Here is a 21,405-nt window from a genome sequence, read left to right on the forward strand (position 1 = left end):
CAAGCTGTCTGTGATCTCTATGGAAGTGAAGCCCCATCCGATGTGTTATCAGACGATTTTGTCTCATTTGAAGGTGGCTTTGTAGTATCCGTCTTGCCCGTTTTTTCGGTGTTCCCTACTCCATCTGCTGCTCCTTGAATGTCAGTCTCGTTCCCTAATGCTGGATCAGAAGACTCGGGAGCTTCATCTGCTATACCGGTAACTGCCGCTTTGGCCGTTTGCAGCACAAGCTCAACCGTTCTCTGTTCGCCTGCCACCTGCTCCGTTTGCTTCACCACGTATCCTTCACCTTTGACTGTCACGCCCACTTTCATGAGGGAGAGCACTTCAAGTGCGTCCCGGAGAGATTCGCCAGTCAGATCAGGGATCTTCATCTTGCTGCTCTCTTCGGTCAACAGATAGATTCGTTGGCCAGGATTCATGGCTGCACCCGCCACAGGATACTGGCGAATGACATTTTCACCCTGACCAAGCGTCTCATAGGCAATTCCTGCGTTCAAAAGTTGGCTTCTGGCCTGCTTGGCAGTCTTACCTGACAGATCAGGAGCTTTAGCTTGAACGACCGGCGTTGTTTTTGACTTTTTGTCAGTGGTCTTCACTGTATCTTTGGGAACTCCCATGTACTGAAGAGTCTGGCTCACAATCTTCTTGAAGACCGGAGCAGCTGCAGTACCTCCACCAATATTGGAACCATCAGGCTGGTCAATCACAATCAACATCGCGATTTTGGGATTATTTACAGGTGCAAATCCGATAAACGAAACGACGTCTTTGGATTTGCTGTATTCCCCATTTACGACTTTTCTAGCAGTTCCCGTTTTACCTGCCACCCGGTATCCTTCGATATAAGCATTGCGCCCTGTACCGATCGTTTGGTCGGCTACAACCTGTTCCAGATACCCGCTTACAAGTTTGGAAGACTCCTTGGAAATGACCTGACGAACAACCTTCGGCTTGATCACTTCGGATGTACCGTCATTCGGGTTAATAATTTCCTTTACCAGATGCGGTTCCATAAGTTTGCCGCCGTTGGCAATGGCCGAAATGGCTGCTACCTGTTGAATTGGCGTTACCTGTACAAGACCATGACCGTAAGCTGCTGTGGCAATTTCCGATTTATAAACCAGCGGCTTGATTGGTGAAGCCGATTCACTCGGCAGATCAATGCCCGTCTTTTTACCAAAACCGAATTGGTCTATGTAATGACGCAAACGTTCACCACCAAGCATGTTATAGCCGAGATTAACAAACGCAATGTTACTTGAACGTTTGACACCTTCCAAGTAGGAAATCCGGCCATAGGCGTGACCGTTATCACTGATTGGATAGCCACCGATATATACTCGCTTGGAATCAAACGTAGCATTCGGATCAAACAGCTTCTCTTCAACCGCACCCGCCAGCGTAACAATTTTAAAAGTAGACCCTGGTTCATAGATGGATTGTATCGCATGGTTGATAAAATTTTTCTGATCCGGCGTTTCAGCATACGTATTAGGATTAAAGGTCGGCCAATTGGCCATTCCTAAGATTTCCATGGTGTTAGGATCTGCTGCAATGACAGTCATGCTCAGTGGATTGTACTGGGCTACCGCTTCTTTCATTGCATCTTCGATGTAGTACTGAATTGTATCATCAATCGTCAGCTTTAAGTTGCTTCCATTCTGGGGTGGAAGGTAGCTGTCCTGGGAATCAGGCAGCTTGTACCCTTTGGCATCCTTCTGGTAGTTCAGATAACCATCTGTACCTGTAAGCTGTTCATCATAGGAGACTTCAAGTCCATTAACAGCCTTGCCATCACGACTCATGTATCCCAGCAAATGAGAGGCGAGCGTTTCTTCCGGATAATATCGCTTCGACTCTTGTGTCATGACAATCGCGTTTTTAGCCTTGTAGTCATCCTGCAGTTTTTCGCGAAATTCGTCTACCTTAGCAGCGAGTTCAGGGCTAATTTTATACCCTTCACTGCGTACTTCACGTTGTTGAAAGAATGTCCCATCTTCCTTTTTAGCTGTTACAAGTGCTCGCATTTCACTCTCGCTTTTACCCAATAAACTAGATAATTTGTCAGTAACCACATCTTCAATCCCAAGTTGATTAATCATCTCCGGGTTTACAGATACTGTGTATGCAGGCGCATCCGTCGCCAAAATGTTACCATTGCGATCTGTGATGGTCCCTCGACTGGCCTTGATGGTTTGTTCACGTTCGACCAAACCAGCTGCTCGCTCCTGCCAAATACCGCCATTAACAACCTGAATAAAAAAGATGCGGGTTATCAATACAAGAAAAAAGAGGGTAATACATCCCCCTATAAGCAGCGTGCGCATCTTTATTCTTTTTACCATCGGTACACCTCTTTTGCTTCAGCACTTTGTAAGAATTGATACAAAATGTTCTACTTATTTGCTGTATCCGAGGACGATTCAGTACCTGTCGAGTTCGTTGTACTTGTTGACCGAGGTACAAAAATGACATCCTTGCCGGAAGCCTCCACGTAACCAAGTTTGCGAGCATTCTCGATGACCAGATTGTTTAGTTTTTCTTTTTCCACTTGCAGATCTGCAATCGTTTTCTCTGCTTCTCTCACGTCAGACAACGTCGTCTGGGCCTGCTTGTTCAGATCATAGATGTGAGCGTAACGCGACATCATAACACCACCCACGACAATGACTGCAACCAGAGTAATCAGATACAAAAATTTTTCGCGTGCCGGAAGACCGGTACGACGGGTCACCACTTTCGTGGTTTCCTTGTACCGCTGCTGGGTCACACGTTCTTGGGACGCTTTTTCTTTCACTGCCAGATTACCACGTGTATATGCCATACTCCGACTCTCTCCTCCGCTCTTGATTTACAGTTTCTCGGCTACGCGCAGCTTTGCTGAACGAGCACGGGAGTTTTCGGCCAGTTCCGTTTCCGTTGGAATCAGCGGCTTTCTGTTCACTAAACGCATGGCACCCTTACCGCCGCAAACACACAACGGAAAATCGGGAGGGCATGTACATTTCTCCAGATAACTGCTAAATATCTGTTTGCAAATTCGGTCCTCAAGTGAGTGAAAAGTAATAACAGATACACGTCCGCCTGGTGCCAAGCACCGAACGGCCTGATGTAACGCTTCTTCGAACGCGCCCAACTCATCATTAACGGCAATGCGCAATGCCTGAAAACTGCGTTTTGCAGGATGTCCTCCTGTACGACGAGCCGCCGCCGGAATCCCCTCCTTGATTAACTCCACCAGTTCACCAGTCGTCTCAATTGTGGACTGCTTTCTTTTTTCAACAATGACACGAGCAATTCTTCTAGAGAATTTCTCCTCACCATAGCGATACAAAATACGGGCAATCTCCTCTTCCGGCCATTCGTTAACAATCTCTTTGGCGGTAAGGGATGCATCCTGATCCATACGCATATCCAACGGTGCATCGTGATTGTAGCTAAATCCACGTTCTCCTTCGTCGAATTGCGGTGATGATACCCCCAGATCGTACAAAATACCATCTACCTGCGGTACGCCATCTTTCATCGGTACATCCAGTTCTTTCAGTACCTGTTCCAGATCACGAAAATTGGTTTTCACCAATGTAATCCGCTCTCCATATGGAGCCAATTTTTCACGTGCGTTATCCAAAGCCCAATCATCCTGATCCAGTGCGATCAGACGTCCCCCTGGACCGAGCTTGGATGCAATCACGGAGCTATGTCCGCCACCGCCTAAAGTGCAGTCCACGTATATACCGTCCTGCTTGATGTTTAAACCCTCTGTTGCCTCTTCTTTGAGTACGGTTATGTGGTGAAACAACCTGCACCCCTCCTGACTTTATAGATCAAAATTAAAATCGACCAGCTTTTCGGCAATGTCGTTGAATGCTTCTTCGGATTGATTGAAATAACTCTCCCATATGCCTTTGCTCCAAATCTCCACCCGGTTCGACACGCCAAGAACAACGCAATCCTTGTCCAGCTTGGCATACTCTCTAAGATTGCCCGGCAAATTTACCCTGCCCTGTTTGTCCAATTCACATTCGGTGGCACCCGAGAAAAAAAAACGGGTAAACGCACGTGCATCAGATTTCATCAATGGCAGTGCTTTGAGCTTCTGTTCCATGACCCCCCACTCCTCCATGGGGTACACGAAAAGACACTGGTCCAAACCCCGTGTGACAACGAAAGACGGTCCCAGAGATTCGCGGAATTTAGCCGGAATAATAACCCGACCCTTGTCATCAATGCTATGTTGGAACTCCCCCATAAACATTGGCCCACTCACTCCTCACCCGTTTCTCCCACTTTGCCCCACTTTCCACCACCTAAGCATAATAGATTCGCACAAAAAAATCAAAACCCTTCTTACGAGCTTTAATTTTTTATTTTCCCAACCGCAAAAAAAACGTCTTTGATCCTGTCACTCAGGATCAAAGACGTTTCCCGTTTACGGGCAAGCGCACGTACACCCGCATATGAGCCATATCATTAATAAACCATTTTAAACCCTTTGAAGCACTTAATCAGCTTGTAATTAATGGATGCCTCTTAGAATTTCCAGCTGTCCAGATATTTTTCCTGCTCAGCGGACAAAGAGTCGATGGCAATATTCAAGCTTTCCAGTTTGTAGCTGGCAACCTGTTGGTCGATGTCATAAGGTACATTAACAACGGTTTTACCCAATTCGGCATAGTTCTCGCTAACATAACGGAGACCCAGCGCTTGCAATGCAAACGTTGTATCCATAATCTCGGCAGGGTGTCCATCGGCAGCACCCAGGTTTACGAGACGTCCTTCAGCAAGCAAATACATCTTACGGCCATCTTTGAAGCGATATTCTTCAATGTTGCGGCGTACGGTACGAATCGAATCGGAACGTTTAGCAAGTTCAGGTTTGTTAACTTCTACGTCAAAGTGACCCGCATTACTCAGGATTGCTCCATCCTTCATCACATCGTAGTGCTCTCCAGTGATTACGTCTTTATTGCCGGTAACAGCGATGAAGAAATCACCCAATTTTGCTGCTTCCACCATCGTCATGACCCGGAATCCGTCCATATGTGCTTCTACGGCTTTAATAGGATCAATTTCAGTTACGATAACATTTGCTCCGAGCCCTTTGGCACGCATCGCTACACCTTTACCACACCATCCATAACCTGCTACAACTACGTTCTTTCCTGCAACAACCAGATTGGTTGTACGGATGATACCATCAAAAGCAGACTGACCTGTACCGTAACGGTTATCAAACAGGTATTTGCAATAAGCGTCATTGACTGCAACCATTGGGAAACGCAATTGACCTTCTTTCGCCAAAGCTTTCAGACGAATGATGCCCGTTGTCGTTTCCTCTGCTCCGCCACGAATTGTGGCAGCTAGATCAGGACGTTCAGATGCAATAATAGTGGCAAAGTCTCCACCGTCGTCAATGATCAGATCAGGTTTTACTTCAAGTGCACGGAGCTGCAGTTCTTTGAACTCAACCGGATCCGGATTATGTTTGGCATACACCGTAACGCCGTCTTCCACCAGAGCAGCACAAACATCGTCCTGTGTTGACAATGGGTTGCTATGTGTAATTGTCACTTCTGCACCACCAGCCTGAATGACTTTCGCCAGATAAGCTGTTTTGGCTTCAAGGTGAAGGCAAATGGCTACCTTCAAACCTTTAAACGGAAGATCCTGTTCAAATTGGCTACGTATACGGTTCAACACCGGCATATGTGCTTCTACCCAATCAATTTTCAGATGACCTTCTGAAGCGAGTCCCATATCTTTAACAATACTGTTTTGCAATGCAGGGGTAGTCATTCCTCATCCTCCTCAACTATCTATTCCTTCTATTATAAAAGGTCACTACAACGTGATCACTTGGTGTTGTCCGCGGAATTCATTCTGACTTTCAATCAGTTGTTCAATCCACTCGGTTCCATAACGGTTAAGGTAAAAGAGTACATTATGTACTCGTTCCTGCGGTTTGTTCATGGGAAAGAGTGAGTTTTGCATCCCGTTCCAGTGCCTAAGACTCACATTGTGTTTATCTTTGATGGCTTTGTGGGTCTGTTGTTGCAGATACTGCATCTGTTCGCTGATCTTGCCTACATTGGTATCTCCAATTCGGTCCAAACCAGGGTGGATCTCTGCGATCTGATCAAGTAATGGACGATATAGATCGGCAAATGCTTGTTGAATGCGCTCGAACTGTTCATCGACCTGGAAGGTCTCCTGTTGTGCCAGCCACTGTTCCTTCTTTTCTTCCATATGATATTGAACGTCCTGGAAAGAAAGACCGTACTGCTTCATATGTTTGTGATGAACATCTTCCATAATAGTAAAGGACAGACGTGGAAGCAAGATTGGCATCTGCAACCCAAACCGGGCAAACGCTTCACGTGTCAATCCCCAGTACGCGATCTCACCTTGACCCAAGATAACAGCCGCTACAGGTAAAATGGAATCTTGCATCAATGGCCGGGTCAATACATTGTTGCTAAACCGCTCGGGATGTTCACCCAGTTCCTGAAGCAGTCGCTCTTCTGTAAATGAAACCAGACCTTTACGGTCGCCGTACAAGCCGTCTTTCAACATCAGAAGCAAACGCGCCCCTTCATGTATGTAAAACAGATTGGCCCCATCTTCCGCGACTTCAGCTGGCATGGCATATCCGGCTTGTTCCAACGCGGAGGCACCTTGTGCATATGCTTGGCGTAATGTCCCATTTTCACGAATCAAACGATCAAATACAGGCTGCTCAAGCCTGCGCAAGTCTGGATCTGCGGCATCCATCAGAACAAGTCCACTGCTGCCGAATAACGCTGAGATTAAACGGGCAAACGCATCACTCAAGTTTGAACTCGACTGATGAATCTCCGTAACCAACTTCATTAATCCTGGTTTGTGCACCGTATCCGGTAACAGATGTTCCACCTGCTCCAGCACAGTCATCCATTGTTCCGTTTCCACACGGACATAACTCACGGAATCCCTGCCTGCAAACCGCCCTTGTAACTTGATCTTCTTCATGTCCCCGCTGGCGTCAGGCAAGTATGTGTGGTTCACTTCATCCCAGTCATGGTCTTCTCCTGCAATCCAAAAAACGGGAACGACTGGCCGTTGTAGCCTGTTCTCCGCTTCCCGCGCAGCTGCAACCACACTTGCTGCTTTGTAAATTACAAACAACGGACCTGTAAGCAGGCCGCTTTGCTGTCCTCCCGTTACAACCAACGCATCTTGTTCCGCGAGACGTGTGATGGATTCATGAACAGCACCATGATCGTTCACCCGTTTATTATATATACGTAGATACTCTGCCAGACGTTGACGAGGAATACGAGTGTTCTCCGATTGGTCTAGCCACTCGGCACGCGTATGAAGCCCCGATTCCCAGCGAATGTCATACTCGTAAAGGCCACGCGCAGCATCCCTTGAACAGACATAGTCTTCTGCAAGTCGAGTTCCGCTGCGGAGTGCCTCGGTAATACCTTTCATGAGGTCTGCCTCCTATTCTGCTTCAAAGAGCCTTTCTTGATTGTACCGAATGAGAGCCCTCTTCGTCAAAAGAAAGTGCATCAAAAAATAAAAAACCGCCGAACAAAGTCGGCGGTTTGATATTCATGGATAAGTCCAAATGAAATTTGTACTTTTTATACGTAAGGTTCTGCAACCCAGTGACCTTTGGATACCTCAATTAATTGAGCGTTCTGCAGGTTGTAAGGATCATTTACAGGACCACCAGATCCATTCTTAAGCGCTTGTTCTTCCGGCAGCAAAATGCGACGTTTGCTCGCCTCTACTTCCGGATCAGGTACAGGGATAGCAGACAGCAATGTTTTGGTGTAAGGGTGAATCGGATTAGCATAAAGTTCTTCACTTTCTGCCAACTCCACCACTTTACCCATGTACATTACAGCTACACGGTCACTGATATGTTTAACCATGGACAAGTCATGCGCAATGAACAGGTATGTCAAGCCGAGACGTTGCTGAAGTTCTTCAAGCAAATTAACGACCTGAGCCTGAATGGACACGTCCAATGCTGACAATGGCTCATCACAGATGATGAATTTAGGGTCTACGGCCAATGCACGGGCAATCCCAATCCGTTGTCTTTGACCACCTGAGAATTCATGTGGATAACGGAGTGCATGGCTAGGATTCAGACCTACAAGATCAAGCAATTCTTCAACGCGTCTCTTCCGCTCTGCCTTACTTGATGCCAGACCATGAATATCAAGGGATTCACCGATGATATCCATAACGTTGAAACGTGGATTCAAAGATGCATAAGGATCTTGGAAAATCATCTGCATATCTTTGCGCATTTCTTTCATCTTGCGCGGAGACAGCTTGTAAATATCCGTTCCATTAAAGTTAACATTTCCACCTGTTGGCTCATAAAGGCGCAGAATTGTACGGCCAGTTGTGGATTTACCACAGCCAGACTCCCCTACAACCCCAAGTGTTTCGCCTTCAAAAATATCAAAGCTAACATCATTAACCGCTTTGAGAATGTTCCCTTTGCCCAAATTGAAGTATTGTTTCAGGTTCTTCACTTGAACCAGCGGCTTGTTGGCACCTTTGATAATACCAACTGGAGTAGGCTTTTCTTTTTTAGGCTCGTCCAGACGAGGAAGAGCATTCAGCAATTTAATCGTGTATGGATGTTGAGGATTACTGAAGATTTCAGCAGTTGTTCCAGTTTCAACAACTTCGCCTTCCTTCATAACGACAACACGATCACACATTCCTGCGACAACTCCAAGGTCATGCGTGATAAGCATGATAGAAGTTCCAAGTTTTTGCTGCATGTCTTTCATAACATCCAAGATTTGTGCCTGAATCGTTACGTCGAGTGCAGTTGTTGGCTCATCCGCAATCAGAAGGGATGGACGGCATGCCAAGGCAATTGCAATCATAGCACGCTGGCGCATACCACCGGAAAATTGGTGCGGATAATGGTTCATACGCGCTTCCGCATTTTTGATGCCTACAAGTTCAAGCATTTCCAATGCGCTTTTCTCGGCTTCTTTTTTGGACATATTCTGATGTTTACGCAGTACCTCAGTGATTTGCTTACCAATTTTGATGGTAGGATTCAAAGAAGTCATTGGATCCTGGAAGATCATGCCGATATCTTTACCACGGATGGCTTCCATCTGTTTATCTGTCTTATTCAGCAGGTCCTGCCCGTGAAAAGTAATTTCTCCGCTTTTGACCTTCGAAGGCGGGGAGGGAATCAATTTCATGATGGTTTGGGCAGTAACACTCTTACCACTACCGGATTCACCTACGATCCCCAGCGTCTCTCCTTTGCCAAGTTCAAAACTCACATTTTTAACGGCATCAAACTCACCAGAACGCGTCGTAAATGACACACTCAGGTCTTTGACTGTTAAAATCGGCTCCATAATCCCACCTCCTATTTCTATTTACGTAATTTCGGATCAAGCGCGTCGCGCAAGCCGTCACCAAGCAAGTTAAATGCGAGCATTGTCATAACCATCAAACCTGCAGGGAACCACATCCGCCAAGGATACAGCGTCCAGCCTGTAAGTGCATCATTGATCATAGATCCAAGAGAGGATTTAGGTGCAGATACACCCAATCCGAGGAAGCTCAAGAATGCTTCTGCGAAGATGGCATTTGGGATAGACAACGTCAATGTAACGAGAATTGGTCCGACAGCATTTGGCAACAAATGACGGAAGAGTTGACGTCCAGTGCTTGCGCCCATGGAACGAGCAGCAAGGATAAAGTCTCTGTTTTTGAGTTGCATAATCTCACCACGCACAATCCAGGACATACTGATCCATCCTGTAATAGTGAGTGCAATGATAATCGTTGTCAGACTTGGCTCCAATACAACCAGCAACAAGATAACTACGAGCATGTAAGGCAGGGAGTACAAGATCTCGGAGAACTTGTTCATGATGCCGTCCACACGTCCACCGTAGAAGCCCATGATGGCTCCATAAATTACCCCGATGACAAGGTCAATCAAAGCAGCAGCCAAACCTACAGTAAGAGACACACGTGCACCTACCCAGGTTCTTACCCATACATCACGGCCCAGTTCATCTGTTCCGAACCAGTGTTCAGCACTCGGTGCAGCATTGGCATTCAACAAATCATTGGAATAATAATTATAACTTGTGAACAAAGAAGTTGGACCAATCATAGAGAAAATGACAACAAGGACTAGAACAGCCAAACTAATCATAGCGGCCTTGTTCGTTGCAAGTCTATACATAGCGTCTTTGAATAGCGATACACTCTCTTGCGATTTCAACGCTGCCTGACTATCCAGGCCTGTGTTCACCGTTTCATTATTGTTGTTATTCGTGCCAGACAACGTTATGCCCCCTTCCGGCTTTCTAGCTTAATTCTAGGATCGATCAGCACGTAAGCAATATCCGTCAGGAAACGTGCAAGCATCAAGAGAATACCATAGAAAATTGTGATCCCCATAATCATCGTATAATCACGATTCGTAATACTTTCTACAAATACTTTACCAATCCCACCAATGTTAAAGATCTGTTCAATTACAACGGAACCTGTAATAATGTTCGCTGTCATTGGACCAACATAAGTAACAACTGGCAGAATACCGTTACGTAAAACGTGTTTAAACATAATAGCCGGCCATTTCAAACCTTTGGCTTTGGCTGTCTTGATGTAATCTGCATGCAACACTTCCAACATGCTTGAACGCGTCAAACGAGCGATAAAGGCAATTGGTGATGCAGACAAGGCTGCAACCGGAAGCACATAGTCGAGTGGGCCGTCGAAGCCCATAACGTTAAACCAGCCGAGTTTGAATGCAAAAACATATTGCACTAGGGATGCGAGCAAGAAACTCGGTACAGCAATCCCGATAACAGCCAGAATCATCGTAATATCATCAATTAACTTGCGATGGTACACTGCGGCAATAAGCCCCAACAAGACACCCACAACAATTGAGATAATAATCGCAAAGATTCCTAGTTTCAGTGATGCTGTAAACGTTTGAGTGATCATACCAGTTACATCTTGATTCAGGTATTTCATAGAAACCCCGAAATCACCTTTGATGATTCCACCCATATACTTCAGGTATTGTTCATACATCGGTTTGTCCAAACCATACTTCACTTCCAAAAGTGCCCGGATTTCAGGTGATACTTTTTTCTCGGATGTAAAAGGGTCACCCGGAATGGCCTTCATCAGGAAGAAGGTTGCTGATGCGAGTATGAAAAGCGATAGCAGCATAAATAGCAGTTTTTTCAGCACGTACTTAACCAACCCTTGCACACCTCCACAAACAATATTTTGTATACAAATCGATTGTAGAATTAGACAAGAATAATGTCCAATCCATTTATCGGAAATTTCAAGAATTATAAGGAAAATCGGTGCACATACAAAAAAATCGGGATATATATGGAATTCCACATATATATCCCGAAGTAATCATATAGACTTCAGAACAACTTATTTCTCTTCCAGATATGCACGAGTGAAGTCAATTGCTCCACTGAAATCAAGTTGTACGCCTTTCAGATAAGGCTTAGTCAAAGATACATTAGTGTAGTAATAAATCGGCATTACGCCCATTTCATCTTGAATCAGGATTTTCTCAGCATCTGCAAATGCAGCCATACGTGTAGCTGGATCAGCCGATTTTACAGTTTCTTTAACATCTTTGTCATACTGTTCGTTGCTGAATTTGGAATCATTGTTTGTGTTTCCAGTAGTCCACATTTCCAAGAAGTTGTACGGATCGTTGTAGTCCGCAGACCAACCTGCACGAGCAACTTGGAAGTTTTGGTTTTGACGGTTCTCAAGGAATACGCCCCACTCTTGGTTTTCCGTTTTCACGTCAACACCAAGGTTTTTCTTCCACATATCTGCAACAGCAAGAGCGATTTTCGCGTGACCGTCACTAGTGTTATAGATCAATGTTACTGCTGGCAATGTTGTGTAGCCTTCTTCTTTCATACCTTCAGCAAGCAATTTTTTAGCTTCTTCTACGTTTTCAGTGAAGTAGTCGTCTTTGTGCTCATCACGGAATTCGCCGTTTTCACCGCGGATACCTGGAGGTACAAAGCCGAAAGCTGGAATTTGTCCACCTTGTGTTACTTTGTCAACGATCAATTGACGCTCGATTGACATTGCAAAGGCCTTACGGATTTTAACGTTGTTAAATGGAGCTTCATTAACATTGAACTGGTAGTAGTAAGTACTTGCAATACCAGTAGCTTTAAACTCGTCCGGCAATTCCGCTTTTACAGAAGGAATTTGGTCGGAAGGAATTTCACCGTTAGGTGCGCCTGTGTAGTCCAATTGTCCAGACTTGTAAGCTTGCAGTTCGGAAGCACTGCTGTTTGTCAGGGACATGTTGATCTCAGACAATTTGATATCGGAAGCTGCATGGTAGCCTTCGTTTTTCTTCACGACGATTTTTTGACCTTTAGCGTATTGATCCATAGTGAATGGTCCGTTAACGATCATGTTTTTGTAGTCTGTGAAGAATTTGTCATTCGTGTCAGCAGACTTGTGTACTGGGTAGTACGTGTAGAATGCTGTCAGACCCAAGAAGTAAGGTGTTGGGTTTTCCAACGTTACTTCCAGCGTGTGCTCATCAGTAGCTTTAACACCTACTTGAGAGAAGTCTGTGATTTTAGTGCCTTTATATGTTTCGTCTTTGCTCAGGTTGTAACCCTCAGCACCTTTGATGTAATACAATTGGTAAGCATATGGAGAAGCTGTTTCCGGTTTCAAAGCACGTTCCCAAGAACGTACAAAGTCTTCGGCAGTGATTGCATCACCGTTGCTCCATTTAGCATCCGGATTCAGGTTGAAAACATATTTCAAACCATCTTCGGAAATTGTCCAGTCTTTAGCAACACCTGGAGCTTCTTTGCCATCAGGGTCGATACGCACAAGACCTTCATACAAGAATTTCAGTACAGTGTTTGTTTGGCTGTCTTTTGCTTGAGCCGGGTCTAACGTAGGAGGTTCAGCTGACAGGTTAATTTTCAGGATTTGATCTTTAGCAAGACCATTTCCTTCGGTTGCAGAACCAGTATCGGTGTTACCTGTGCCTTCGTTTTTCGATCCGCACGCTGCAAGTACGGTACCGAACGCCAAAATCAGCGTCAAAAGGACTAATAGACTTTTCCTTTTCATCTAACACTTTCCCCCTAAATTGATGTGGTATATGTTTATAGATTATACAACCACCGGTCAAAAAAATCTACATTACTTTTTCAGAAAGTAATGTTTTTTTCAGTTTTCGACAAAATCGACACATTTTTTAGCCCTTTTGCGTTATGTATCCTCACATCTGTTTCATGAAGTATCTAAATAATCCAAATATAGTAAACAAAATATACCCAAAACTCATTATGACAAAAGCCATGCGCCAAACGGCCCGGAACATTCTACCCCCATCGACCTTACCTTTGAGCCGATTTTGTGCTCCTCCGATGAATCCAAGCGCTATTAGTATGAGTATTAATGTTAAATAAAATCCAAAATTCGAATCAAATGTTAAGTTGAATAACGCCGATACAGAGAATATAAGAAATAAGGTTGTTACATCCATTGCCGAGCTCAAAGCCACACGCTTATCTTTCTTCCATCCATACATGATCCAATACACAAGAAAAAAAGGAAAGAACGGCAGTATGCTCAGCACAATAAAAAATCCCATTAACTCACTCCTTCCGGTTGCATACCTTCAATCAGATGAAGCAGTACTTCATGCGTTGGAGCAGACAGGCCACACCGACACGCCATGCTCACGATTTGCCCGTTAATGGATTGCACCTCCGTTTGTTGTCCATGCAGTACATCTGACAGCATTGAAGATGTATTCGAGGCTGTGGAACGACAGACAGAGAGGATTTGTTCCCACACATCCGAATCTAGAAGTATCCCACTTGCTCTATATATCGCCAATGCCTCATCGTACAGCTGTCGCATAAACATGATTCGCTCTTCCTTTGTAATTAACTCACCGTTAGGAATACGCCATATCGCGGTAAGTGGGTTAATGACAGCATTGATTAGCAACTTCCTATAAATCAGCTTATCGATTTCATTCGACACTGTACAGCCAAATCCTGCCTGCTGCAAAAGTCCCTGTAAACGAATGGGTTCATTTTGATCTATTGTCGTTAGAGATGAGATACGTACATCTGCACTTTTGCCCAACCATGTCTCTCCTATACCTGCACGGATGACTCCATCATGCTGACGTTTCGCCCCTTCTGTGGTTATGACGCTGTATACATTGGAATGTGCCATATTGGATTGCACATGATCCAGATGCCCAACACCATTTTGGAAACATGCGATGTTGAGCACTCGCGTCTTCAATGAACTAATTTCCCGCATAACATTATGTATCGCTGTCTGTTTCACCATTAAAAGTAGCCAATCTCCAGGCGAGTGTTCCCATACTCGGGTTAACTCCGTAATCGGCTTGGCCTGAATATGATCAGGTGTAATCTGGATGGTATTCTCAGGTTCAATGACCTTAAATCCTTCGATACTCAGTTTATTTGCCTGTTCGGCCGTCCTGGTCCAAAATCGAACCTCGTTACCTGCGTCCTGAAGCTTACCTCCATACAAAAGACCCAGTGACCCTGATCCTACAACGTCAATGATCATGCTGCATCCCTACCTCTGCTCCAATAGTTGCTTTTATATATAATAGAACAAAAACAGCAAACAAAAAACCCATCATACCCGCCGTTATGTAACGGAGGTGTGACGGGCCCTAATCTAATGCTGATCATCAGACATTGTTTGCTTTTATTCAATTCGTTCCAGATTCCCGTTGGCATCCATTTTGAATCTCGTTTTGAGTTCCTCTTCTTCTTCTGTCAGAAATGCAAGTCTGCGAGCACGATCCATAATCTGAATCAGCGCTTTATAATCGTCGTTTACAACACGATAATCAGTCTGTACTTCATTCACTTCCTTAGACAGACGATCATTCTCGCAACGCAGTTCATGAAGTTCATCCTCTTTTTCACGAAGCTCTTTCTCAAGCATTTTAAGCTGGCGACCGTTTTCCTGTACAGTTCCCTTCCATTGCCGCAAGAATCGTATAACTGCATCGATGGATAGGGAGTCTTCCGAAATACCATCCGCCTTGTACAGATTTTCTTCTGTATCTAGGGTGGACAAAGCTGCTACTTGTGGTCCAAGCAATGCCGGTTGTTTGCGAAGATAACTACGTTTTTGTCGTTGAGCCTTAGCATTGCTTATAGCAGACTCATACTTCTTACGTACACAGCTGTTCCAGCGAAAACCGCAAGCAGCAGAAGTCCTGCCTATTTTTTCGCCAACCTCTTCAAATGCAGCCAGTTGTGTACTTCCTTCCCGAATATGACGCAAAGTAACCTCAGCCAAAATCAAATCGTCCTCTGTACTCCAAGCATCCTGTCTCACTGCAGTCATGCTATAATACCCTCCTAACAACATCCTAAAATAACCGTCCCCATAACCGAGTTCCCGGCATGTGAATTAGGTATAAAAGCTGCTTTATTCATTCTTATGCCTCTCATAGAGTTCATAGAATTGATTTCATACTAAAATGTATTTCCACATTTATGAGTACTCATACGTTACATATGCAAAACTAACCATACTTTAACTCTTTTAGGCCAAAAAAAAGAATTCGCTTTCATATCCAATTTTGTTTACACCTTTTTCCTTTCCCGGTATAATGTTGTGTAGACAATCTATGATCGTACATAGGAGAGGAGGACTTACCGTGGCACGCATGTTTCGGGTACTCGGGTTCTTCACGCTAGCGATTGGCCTGATGGCTTTTGCGGGAGACTTAGTCGAAATGGCTTTGCTTTTTTTCCTGCAGACTGCGTTTTTTGTCATTTTGGGATACTTGAAATTTACCGAACGTACGTACATATTGCTCTTCTGGGGTTATATGATCGTGACTTTCACAGGGTTCAGCTACTGGACCGTATTCCAAATGGATTTGCCGCTCTAATCCGCCAGCAGCATCAAAGCGATCCGGCTAATGTCGGATTGCTTTTTTGTCGTTTTCAGATTAAATGACTATTCTTTGTGTTATGTAACCACTACGGATATTTCACGTATCTATTTCATATATTGTCTGGAAGAGATAAGCCTGTACGCATCACATGTAGATATGGAAAGGAGAATGAGTGGTGAAACGTCGATACGGCATTCCTGGCTTCATCGTATGTATTATATTTTTGATCCAGCTACCTTGGACTTATGCCTATGGAGAGCCTTCATCTGAGGAAACACGTGATATATTGCAACAAAGCCTATCCATCGTCGAAATCGATCATGAGATCGAACGGATCGCAGCAAGACAGAACCAGCTGGACGAACAGCGTCAGACATTATCCATTCAGCTTCAGGAACAGGAAGACCAGATACATACTCAGCAAGACCGAGCGGGTGCAGTTGTAAGATCCTACTATACCGGGGAGCGTGATAGTCTCTTGATGACAGTGCTCGGGGCAAGATCCATTAAGGACCTGTTCATCCTATACGATTACTATCAGATTATTATTGGCAGGGATCATGCTGTTCTGGACAAGTATCAGGATCAATATCGCACCATGCAGCAAACGTCTGTCCAGATTAATCAGACCTCCGCAGAGCTGTCTGAACTCAAAAATAATCTTCAAAATCAACGGGAACGGGTACTTGCATTGCAGAAAGAAGTGGACGGAAAAGTAGCTGCCAGCGGGGATGCTGCAGCCATGCAGAAATTGATGGATGAGTTGACCATCTATTGGGAGAACATCGGCATATACGAGGTCAAGCGATATTTTAAAGCATTGGCATCAGCCATGCAGAACCTGCCACAGTTTATTCAGGAACAAAACGGAGGAATCTCCACTACCGGAACATCGTACACCATTCGAATTGGACAAGATGAGCTGAATACGTTTCTTCGATCACAGAATCCGATATTTGAAGACTTTGCCTTTCAGTTCGACAAAGATCGAATCACTGCTTCTGGGCAGCGCGATCAGTTGCAATTAAGCATCGAAGGTCATTATACGGTCGAGGATGAACCTCAGAATTCAATTCGATTTCATGTCGACAAACTTGTGTTTAATCAGTTAGAACTGCCCGATACCACACGTCGTATGCTGGAACGAGAATTCGATCTCGGATTTTACCCCCAGAAAATTCTGTCCTTTGTCAAAGCCACAGAGGTATCCACAAGCAAAGGTATACTTGAAGTAAAGCTCGCCATTTCATTTTGACGAGCTTTGCAAGGCAATAATACTTTTGACATATTGATTAGCCGTGATCTCTCCCGCGAGAAGTTGTTGGATCTTCTTTTGAAAGGCAGAAGTTAGTATAGAACTTTCCGTCATTACAGCCTGTGAAGATTCAGCTGGAAACCAGGATTTTACATCAGTCGTATCATACTGCGTTATTAGTTTCTGTGACTCAAGATCTAGTTCCTGTTGCTTCGCTGGTAAATAGTTAGCCTGTTGGTACCACTCCAACTGCACGGCAGAGGAAGTCATTCCTTCAATCCAGCGACTGGCTTCTTCCGCTTCAAGTGAGCCAGCTGCAATAACAAGACTTCTTGATTTTAGCGGTTCTAACGCACTAAGAGCTATCTTCTCCGATGGACTCTGTTCGCCTGCCACGCTTTGATCTCCACTCAACAAACGAGAAAGCAACGTTACTACCATAGGAGTTCCTGCCTGCTCATCAGAAGAAGAGAACATCGGATTTATGGATTCGGCTGTAATATACGACTGAATTTGATCCAATAGCTGTATGATTTGTTGGTACGCCTCTGTTTGGGAAGAAGTTTGCGCTTTCTTTATTTGGTCAGGGGCCATGCCTGGCTCAAACTGATTTAACCACGCACTTACCGCGTGAAGGTCATTTAAGTTTATGCTTATCAAATCCGTTCCATCTTGCGTTGCTTGTTGTACAAGTTTGATCCATTGTTCCTTATTTTCGGGTAAACCTGCCAAACCGGCTTCGTCCAGAAATGGAGAGCGAGCTGCGAGTACATAAGCGTCAAAATCAAACGGCATCCCCCATTGGTAACCATTCCACTCTGTCATTTCCCGCAAGCCAACCACAGTTTCTCCTAAAGACTTGGACAGTGTTGTACCGTTTAACGGATACAGATGTCCTTTTTTGGCATGATATTGAACTTCCGCGCTATCCAGAAGAATAATATCCCCGCTCTCTCCTACCGAAAATTGATTATCAAGCACTCGCTTATATGTAACTGGCTCCAAATTCCGAAGACTGATTTCCACATGTTGAGAAGTAGCGACTTCATTAGCCATCTTTTTAAACGATTTAAAGTCGGTCTCAGACATCGAGACTACAATCTCTAGTGGGGCATGTTGGTCTTCGCTACGAGATGACGTATTGGGAAATGCATCTTTTTCCAGATCTCGTTCCTGATTAAGTTGTGAACCTCTAAAATCAAAGCTGGGAGACAGAATCGTTAACGAAAGCAGTAGCACTGCGAACAAAACAACCTGGTGTCCACGCTTCATTAACTTCCCCTCCTTGCTCACCTAATTTTTTCCTGCAACACTCATTGTAACAAATAAGTAGTGCTCTTGTCCTATCCTGCCAAAAAACAGTTTTCCGATATTTTGCATACCTCGAGCATATCGAGTTCTGTGCAATAACTGATTTTTATTTTTTCAGCAAAAAAACCGGCCCTAAGAGCCGGTTCAATAGGAACATTTTCCGGGAAATAAACTTCCCGTTACCTTACAATAAATCCGCTGCAAGCTGAGCGAGCTTGGAACGTTCTCCTTTTTCCAGCATAATGTGTCCACTGATTCCCTCTTGCTTGAATCGCTCCACAATATACGTCAAACCATTACTTGCAGAATCCAGATAAGGATGGTCTATTTGCTCAGGGTCACCCATCAAAATAATCTTACTGCCTTCGCCCACCCTTGATACTATGGTCTTCACTTCATGTCGAGACAGGTTCTGCGCTTCATCGATAATGATAAACTGCCCTGGTATAGACCGTCCACGAATATAAGTGAGTGCCTCGACCTGAATACTGCCAAGACCCATCAAAATTTTATCAATGTCGCCTGCTTTTTTGGTATCAAACAAAAATTCCAAGTTATCATAAATCGGCTGCATCCATGGTCTTAGTTTTTCTTCTTTCTCACCAGGGAGATAACCGATATCTTTCCCCATTGGCACAACCGGACGAGCGATCAATAACTTTTTATACTTATGGTCATCCTCCACTTTGAGCAAACCCGCGGCAAGCGCCAACAAGGTTTTCCCCGTACCCGCCTTTCCTGTTATCGTGACAAGTGGAATATCATCATTCAGGAGCAGTTCAAGGGCCATACGCTGTTGAGCGTTACGTGCACTGATGCCCCATACATTATCATTACTCAGGAAAAGTGGTTCCAACTTCGTTCCTTCTGTATTTACTTTGAGCAAGGCCGATTTATTGGTTCCCATCTCATCCTTGAGAATTACAAATTCATTCGGGTAAAGCGAATAAGACAACTGTAACGGTTTGATCGGTAGAAAGCGATATGTGTAAAACTCATCAATGACCGACGGATGAACCTTCAGCGCAGTGTAGCCTGGATATAATTCACTAAGGCCTGCCGTTCGATCTGATAAGTAATCCTGTGTGAAAAGACCGAGTACATCCGCTTTAATACGAACGAGCACATCCTTGCTGACCAGAACCACCTGTCGCTCAACGACCTCTTTCTCATTTTCCTCAATCTGATAATTAAGCGCGACAGCCAAAATCCGATTATCGTTGGACACTTCTCCAAACATTTCTTGTACTTTCACAAAACTACGATGATTCAGCTCCACTTTCAGATTGCCTCCATTAGCTAAAGGGACGCCACTGTGCAGATGTCCCAATTCACGCAACCCATCAAGAAGTCTCGATACATTACGGGCATTACGCCCAATTTCATCAGCATTTCTTTTTTTGGAGTCGATCTCCTCCAGTACAACCGCGGGAATGATTACCTCATGTTCCTCAAAGGCAAATATGGCATTGGGGTCATGCAGAAGCACGTTCGTATCCAATACAAAAATCTTTTTCATTCAATCCCCTCCAAAGCGGCGTCGTTAAAGGCATGGATAAGTTTGATCTTTCAGCAGCGACATGGACAATCATGCTCCCATACATAAATGTATTCGACTAGGACAAAATAATTGTCAACCATTCTGAAAAACTCCAAGAAAGGATGAACATTTATGAAATATTGGATTTGCACGCTGCTTCTGATCTTTATACTTACAGGCTGCAACAGTTCTACACGTAATGCCTCGCAGCAACAAGGTCAGCATGCCAGAGGTTACGGAGGAAATGTTACAACTCAGCAAGACCAACGGAAAGGATCTCACATGCTTAATACACAGGAAGATCGGTTGCACCCTTCAGCTGTAGACCATCTGACCGAAAATACAGGTGAGGTTCATGAGAAAAACGTCATGGACAACACCAAGGCCGATCGTATGCCAAATGAAAAAAGGGTCACCCACCTCAAAACACTTGCCAAGCAAGTGGAAGGTGTCAAAGATGCCAACTGTGTCATTCTTGGCAATACAGCCGTAGTTGGCATTGATGTTGACGGTGAACTGGAACGTGCACGAGTAGGTACAATTAAATACTCTGTAGCCGAAGCCCTCCGCAAAGATCCGGAAGGTGTGGATTCCATTGTTACCGCAGATGCTGATGTCACTGAACGCATTAAGGAAATTGGTGAGCATATTCGTCAAGGTCATCCAATATCCGGTTTCGCTTCAGAACTCGCTGACATGGTGGGCCGGATCATTCCCCAACTACCCAAAGATGTCAAAGTCCGTCAAAACCCGGATGAACACGTTGAACGTGAACAACAAATGCAGCAGCTGCATTCTTCAGACAAAAGACAACAAAAAGCCCAGTGATCTCTCACTAGGCTTTTTTCATTGCAGTAAAAACCTGCTCATCTAATTTCTCAGCAGCACGCTGATCATATATTTTGACAAATTGAGGCACAGAAGATAGCTGGGCTCCGTAAAAAAGGGCATTCCTTACCGCTTCAATGGAAATGTCGAAACAGCACATATTAAACGGAACATCCTGTAACGGATTTTGTCGTACGGAAGCACGTCCGTTTACCGCATACACCATCTCTTCCCCAAAAATGGTGACGGTAATAGCCGGATTTTCGATCATATTGTTCACGAGACGTGAACGATGATCAATCGCCACACGAAGGGTAGAAGCATTCTCCGCATAAATCCAGGAGATTGCTGTTGATGTCGGACCTCCAGATTCAATGTCCACGGTGCTCAAGAGCACAAAGGTTTCGTTCTTGAATTGCTGTAAAAGAGATTCAGTCAATTGTGTGACGGCTTCGGACATCCAAC

The 21,405-nt window shown here is 44.6% G+C and carries 19 protein-coding genes; 3 read left to right on the top strand and 16 right to left on the bottom strand.

Features of this window, described 5'->3' with window-relative positions:
- Positions 1–17: 17 nt before the first annotated feature.
- The 13 genes from RS891_RS22695 to RS891_RS22755 all read right to left on the bottom strand — a co-directional run bounded on the left by RS891_RS22695 (position 18) and on the right by RS891_RS22755 (position 15,447).
- Positions 18–2,348 carry a penicillin-binding transpeptidase domain-containing protein gene (locus RS891_RS22695; RefSeq protein ID WP_315793260.1) on the bottom strand — a complete coding sequence of 777 codons (2,331 nt, stop codon included), beginning with the start codon at positions 2,346–2,348 and terminating at the stop codon, positions 18–20.
- 50 nt (positions 2,349–2,398) lie between these two features.
- Complete coding sequence (locus RS891_RS22700; protein ID WP_113053846.1) at positions 2,399–2,827, bottom strand: hypothetical protein; 429 nt, start codon at positions 2,825–2,827, stop codon at positions 2,399–2,401.
- A 27-nt stretch (positions 2,828–2,854) separates the two neighbouring features.
- Positions 2,855–3,805, bottom strand: coding sequence for a 16S rRNA (cytosine(1402)-N(4))-methyltransferase RsmH (gene rsmH, locus RS891_RS22705; RefSeq protein ID WP_113053845.1), 951 nt, complete (start codon positions 3,803–3,805; stop codon positions 2,855–2,857).
- An 18-nt stretch (positions 3,806–3,823) separates the two neighbouring features.
- Entirely contained in the window at positions 3,824–4,261 is a 438-nt protein-coding gene (mraZ, locus tag RS891_RS22710) for a division/cell wall cluster transcriptional repressor MraZ (protein WP_017687291.1), read from the bottom strand.
- A gap of 275 nt (positions 4,262–4,536) precedes the next feature.
- Positions 4,537–5,802: an adenosylhomocysteinase gene (locus RS891_RS22715; RefSeq protein WP_113053844.1), complete on the bottom strand. Its 1,266-nt coding sequence runs from the start codon at positions 5,800–5,802 to the stop codon at positions 4,537–4,539.
- Between the two features lie 45 nt (positions 5,803–5,847).
- Complete coding sequence (bshC, locus tag RS891_RS22720) at positions 5,848–7,479, bottom strand: bacillithiol biosynthesis cysteine-adding enzyme BshC (protein ID WP_315793261.1); 1,632 nt, start codon at positions 7,477–7,479, stop codon at positions 5,848–5,850.
- A 155-nt stretch (positions 7,480–7,634) separates the two neighbouring features.
- On the bottom strand, positions 7,635–9,398 hold the full coding sequence (locus RS891_RS22725) for an ABC transporter ATP-binding protein (RefSeq protein WP_113053842.1): 1,764 nt from the start codon (positions 9,396–9,398) through the stop codon (positions 7,635–7,637).
- Positions 9,399–9,415: 17 nt separating this feature from the next.
- Entirely contained in the window at positions 9,416–10,309 is an 894-nt protein-coding gene (locus RS891_RS22730) for an ABC transporter permease (RefSeq protein ID WP_376038011.1), read from the bottom strand.
- A gap of 35 nt (positions 10,310–10,344) precedes the next feature.
- Positions 10,345–11,277, bottom strand: coding sequence for an ABC transporter permease (locus RS891_RS22735; protein WP_063566998.1), 933 nt, complete (start codon positions 11,275–11,277; stop codon positions 10,345–10,347).
- A gap of 189 nt (positions 11,278–11,466) precedes the next feature.
- Positions 11,467–13,164 carry a peptide ABC transporter substrate-binding protein gene (locus RS891_RS22740; RefSeq protein WP_113053840.1) on the bottom strand — a complete coding sequence of 566 codons (1,698 nt, stop codon included), beginning with the start codon at positions 13,162–13,164 and terminating at the stop codon, positions 11,467–11,469.
- A gap of 151 nt (positions 13,165–13,315) precedes the next feature.
- Complete coding sequence (locus tag RS891_RS22745) at positions 13,316–13,690, bottom strand: DUF3397 domain-containing protein (protein ID WP_109998736.1); 375 nt, start codon at positions 13,688–13,690, stop codon at positions 13,316–13,318.
- Positions 13,690–14,652 (bottom strand): ketopantoate reductase family protein, encoded by a 963-nt coding sequence (locus RS891_RS22750; RefSeq protein WP_315793262.1) that lies wholly within the window; start codon positions 14,650–14,652, stop codon positions 13,690–13,692. Before RS891_RS22750 ends, RS891_RS22745 begins: the two co-directional genes overlap by 1 nt.
- Before the next feature lie 144 nt (positions 14,653–14,796).
- Positions 14,797–15,447, bottom strand: coding sequence for an RsfA family transcriptional regulator (locus RS891_RS22755; RefSeq protein ID WP_063567002.1), 651 nt, complete (start codon positions 15,445–15,447; stop codon positions 14,797–14,799).
- A gap of 316 nt (positions 15,448–15,763) precedes the next feature.
- Here RS891_RS22755 and RS891_RS22760 point away from each other — a divergent pair, with 316 nt between their 5' ends.
- Together RS891_RS22760 and RS891_RS22765 are read left to right on the top strand one after the other, a co-directional pair.
- On the top strand, positions 15,764–16,000 hold the full coding sequence (locus RS891_RS22760; RefSeq protein WP_053781237.1) for a DUF2626 domain-containing protein: 237 nt from the start codon (positions 15,764–15,766) through the stop codon (positions 15,998–16,000).
- 181 nt (positions 16,001–16,181) lie between these two features.
- Positions 16,182–17,261 carry a coiled-coil domain-containing protein gene (locus RS891_RS22765; RefSeq protein WP_315793263.1) on the top strand — a complete coding sequence of 360 codons (1,080 nt, stop codon included), beginning with the start codon at positions 16,182–16,184 and terminating at the stop codon, positions 17,259–17,261.
- On the opposite strand, the gene RS891_RS22770 is transcribed toward RS891_RS22765, so the two are convergent.
- Both RS891_RS22770 and RS891_RS22775 read right to left on the bottom strand, forming a co-directional pair.
- Entirely contained in the window at positions 17,253–18,533 is a 1,281-nt protein-coding gene (locus RS891_RS22770; protein ID WP_315793264.1) for an ABC transporter substrate-binding protein, read from the bottom strand. The genes RS891_RS22765 and RS891_RS22770 overlap by 9 nt on opposite strands.
- Positions 18,534–18,756: 223 nt before the next feature.
- Positions 18,757–20,091: a PhoH family protein gene (locus tag RS891_RS22775; protein WP_024628438.1), complete on the bottom strand. Its 1,335-nt coding sequence runs from the start codon at positions 20,089–20,091 to the stop codon at positions 18,757–18,759.
- A gap of 153 nt (positions 20,092–20,244) precedes the next feature.
- Between RS891_RS22775 and RS891_RS22780 the strand changes: the two genes are divergently transcribed.
- Complete coding sequence (locus RS891_RS22780) at positions 20,245–20,940, top strand: YhcN/YlaJ family sporulation lipoprotein (protein ID WP_315793265.1); 696 nt, start codon at positions 20,245–20,247, stop codon at positions 20,938–20,940.
- Positions 20,941–20,947: 7 nt separating this feature from the next.
- Here the strand turns inward: RS891_RS22780 and RS891_RS22785 are convergent, their stop codons facing one another.
- Positions 20,948–21,400, bottom strand: coding sequence for a pyridoxamine 5'-phosphate oxidase family protein (locus RS891_RS22785; RefSeq protein ID WP_063567005.1), 453 nt, complete (start codon positions 21,398–21,400; stop codon positions 20,948–20,950).
- Positions 21,401–21,405 lie beyond the last annotated feature (5 nt).

This window comes from Paenibacillus sp. BIC5C1, assembly GCF_032399705.1.
GTDB classification, from domain to species: Bacteria; Bacillota; Bacilli; order Paenibacillales; family Paenibacillaceae; genus Paenibacillus; species Paenibacillus taichungensis_A.

Excerpts from the sequence above, each read along its gene's own strand:
- RS891_RS22695 (WP_315793260.1), bottom strand. The coding sequence starts at position 2,348 with ATGGTAAAAAGAATAAAGATGCGCACGCTGCTTATAGGGGGATGTATT.
- RS891_RS22700 (WP_113053846.1), bottom strand. The coding sequence starts at position 2,827 with ATGGCATATACACGTGGTAATCTGGCAGTGAAAGAAAAAGCGTCCCAA.
- mraZ (WP_017687291.1), bottom strand. The coding sequence starts at position 4,261 with ATGTTTATGGGGGAGTTCCAACATAGCATTGATGACAAGGGTCGGGTT.
- RS891_RS22715 (WP_113053844.1), bottom strand. The coding sequence starts at position 5,802 with ATGACTACCCCTGCATTGCAAAACAGTATTGTTAAAGATATGGGACTC.
- bshC (WP_315793261.1), bottom strand. The coding sequence starts at position 7,479 with ATGAAAGGTATTACCGAGGCACTCCGCAGCGGAACTCGACTTGCAGAA.
- RS891_RS22725 (WP_113053842.1), bottom strand. The coding sequence starts at position 9,398 with ATGGAGCCGATTTTAACAGTCAAAGACCTGAGTGTGTCATTTACGACG.
- RS891_RS22740 (WP_113053840.1), bottom strand. The coding sequence starts at position 13,164 with ATGAAAAGGAAAAGTCTATTAGTCCTTTTGACGCTGATTTTGGCGTTC.
- RS891_RS22745 (WP_109998736.1), bottom strand. The coding sequence starts at position 13,690 with ATGGGATTTTTTATTGTGCTGAGCATACTGCCGTTCTTTCCTTTTTTT.
- RS891_RS22750 (WP_315793262.1), bottom strand. The coding sequence starts at position 14,652 with ATGATCATTGACGTTGTAGGATCAGGGTCACTGGGTCTTTTGTATGGA.
- RS891_RS22755 (WP_063567002.1), bottom strand. The coding sequence starts at position 15,447 with ATGACTGCAGTGAGACAGGATGCTTGGAGTACAGAGGACGATTTGATT.
- RS891_RS22770 (WP_315793264.1), bottom strand. The coding sequence starts at position 18,533 with ATGAAGCGTGGACACCAGGTTGTTTTGTTCGCAGTGCTACTGCTTTCG.
- RS891_RS22775 (WP_024628438.1), bottom strand. The coding sequence starts at position 20,091 with ATGAAAAAGATTTTTGTATTGGATACGAACGTGCTTCTGCATGACCCC.
- RS891_RS22780 (WP_315793265.1), top strand. The coding sequence starts at position 20,245 with ATGAAATATTGGATTTGCACGCTGCTTCTGATCTTTATACTTACAGGC.
- RS891_RS22785 (WP_063567005.1), bottom strand. The coding sequence starts at position 21,400 with ATGTCCGAAGCCGTCACACAATTGACTGAATCTCTTTTACAGCAATTC.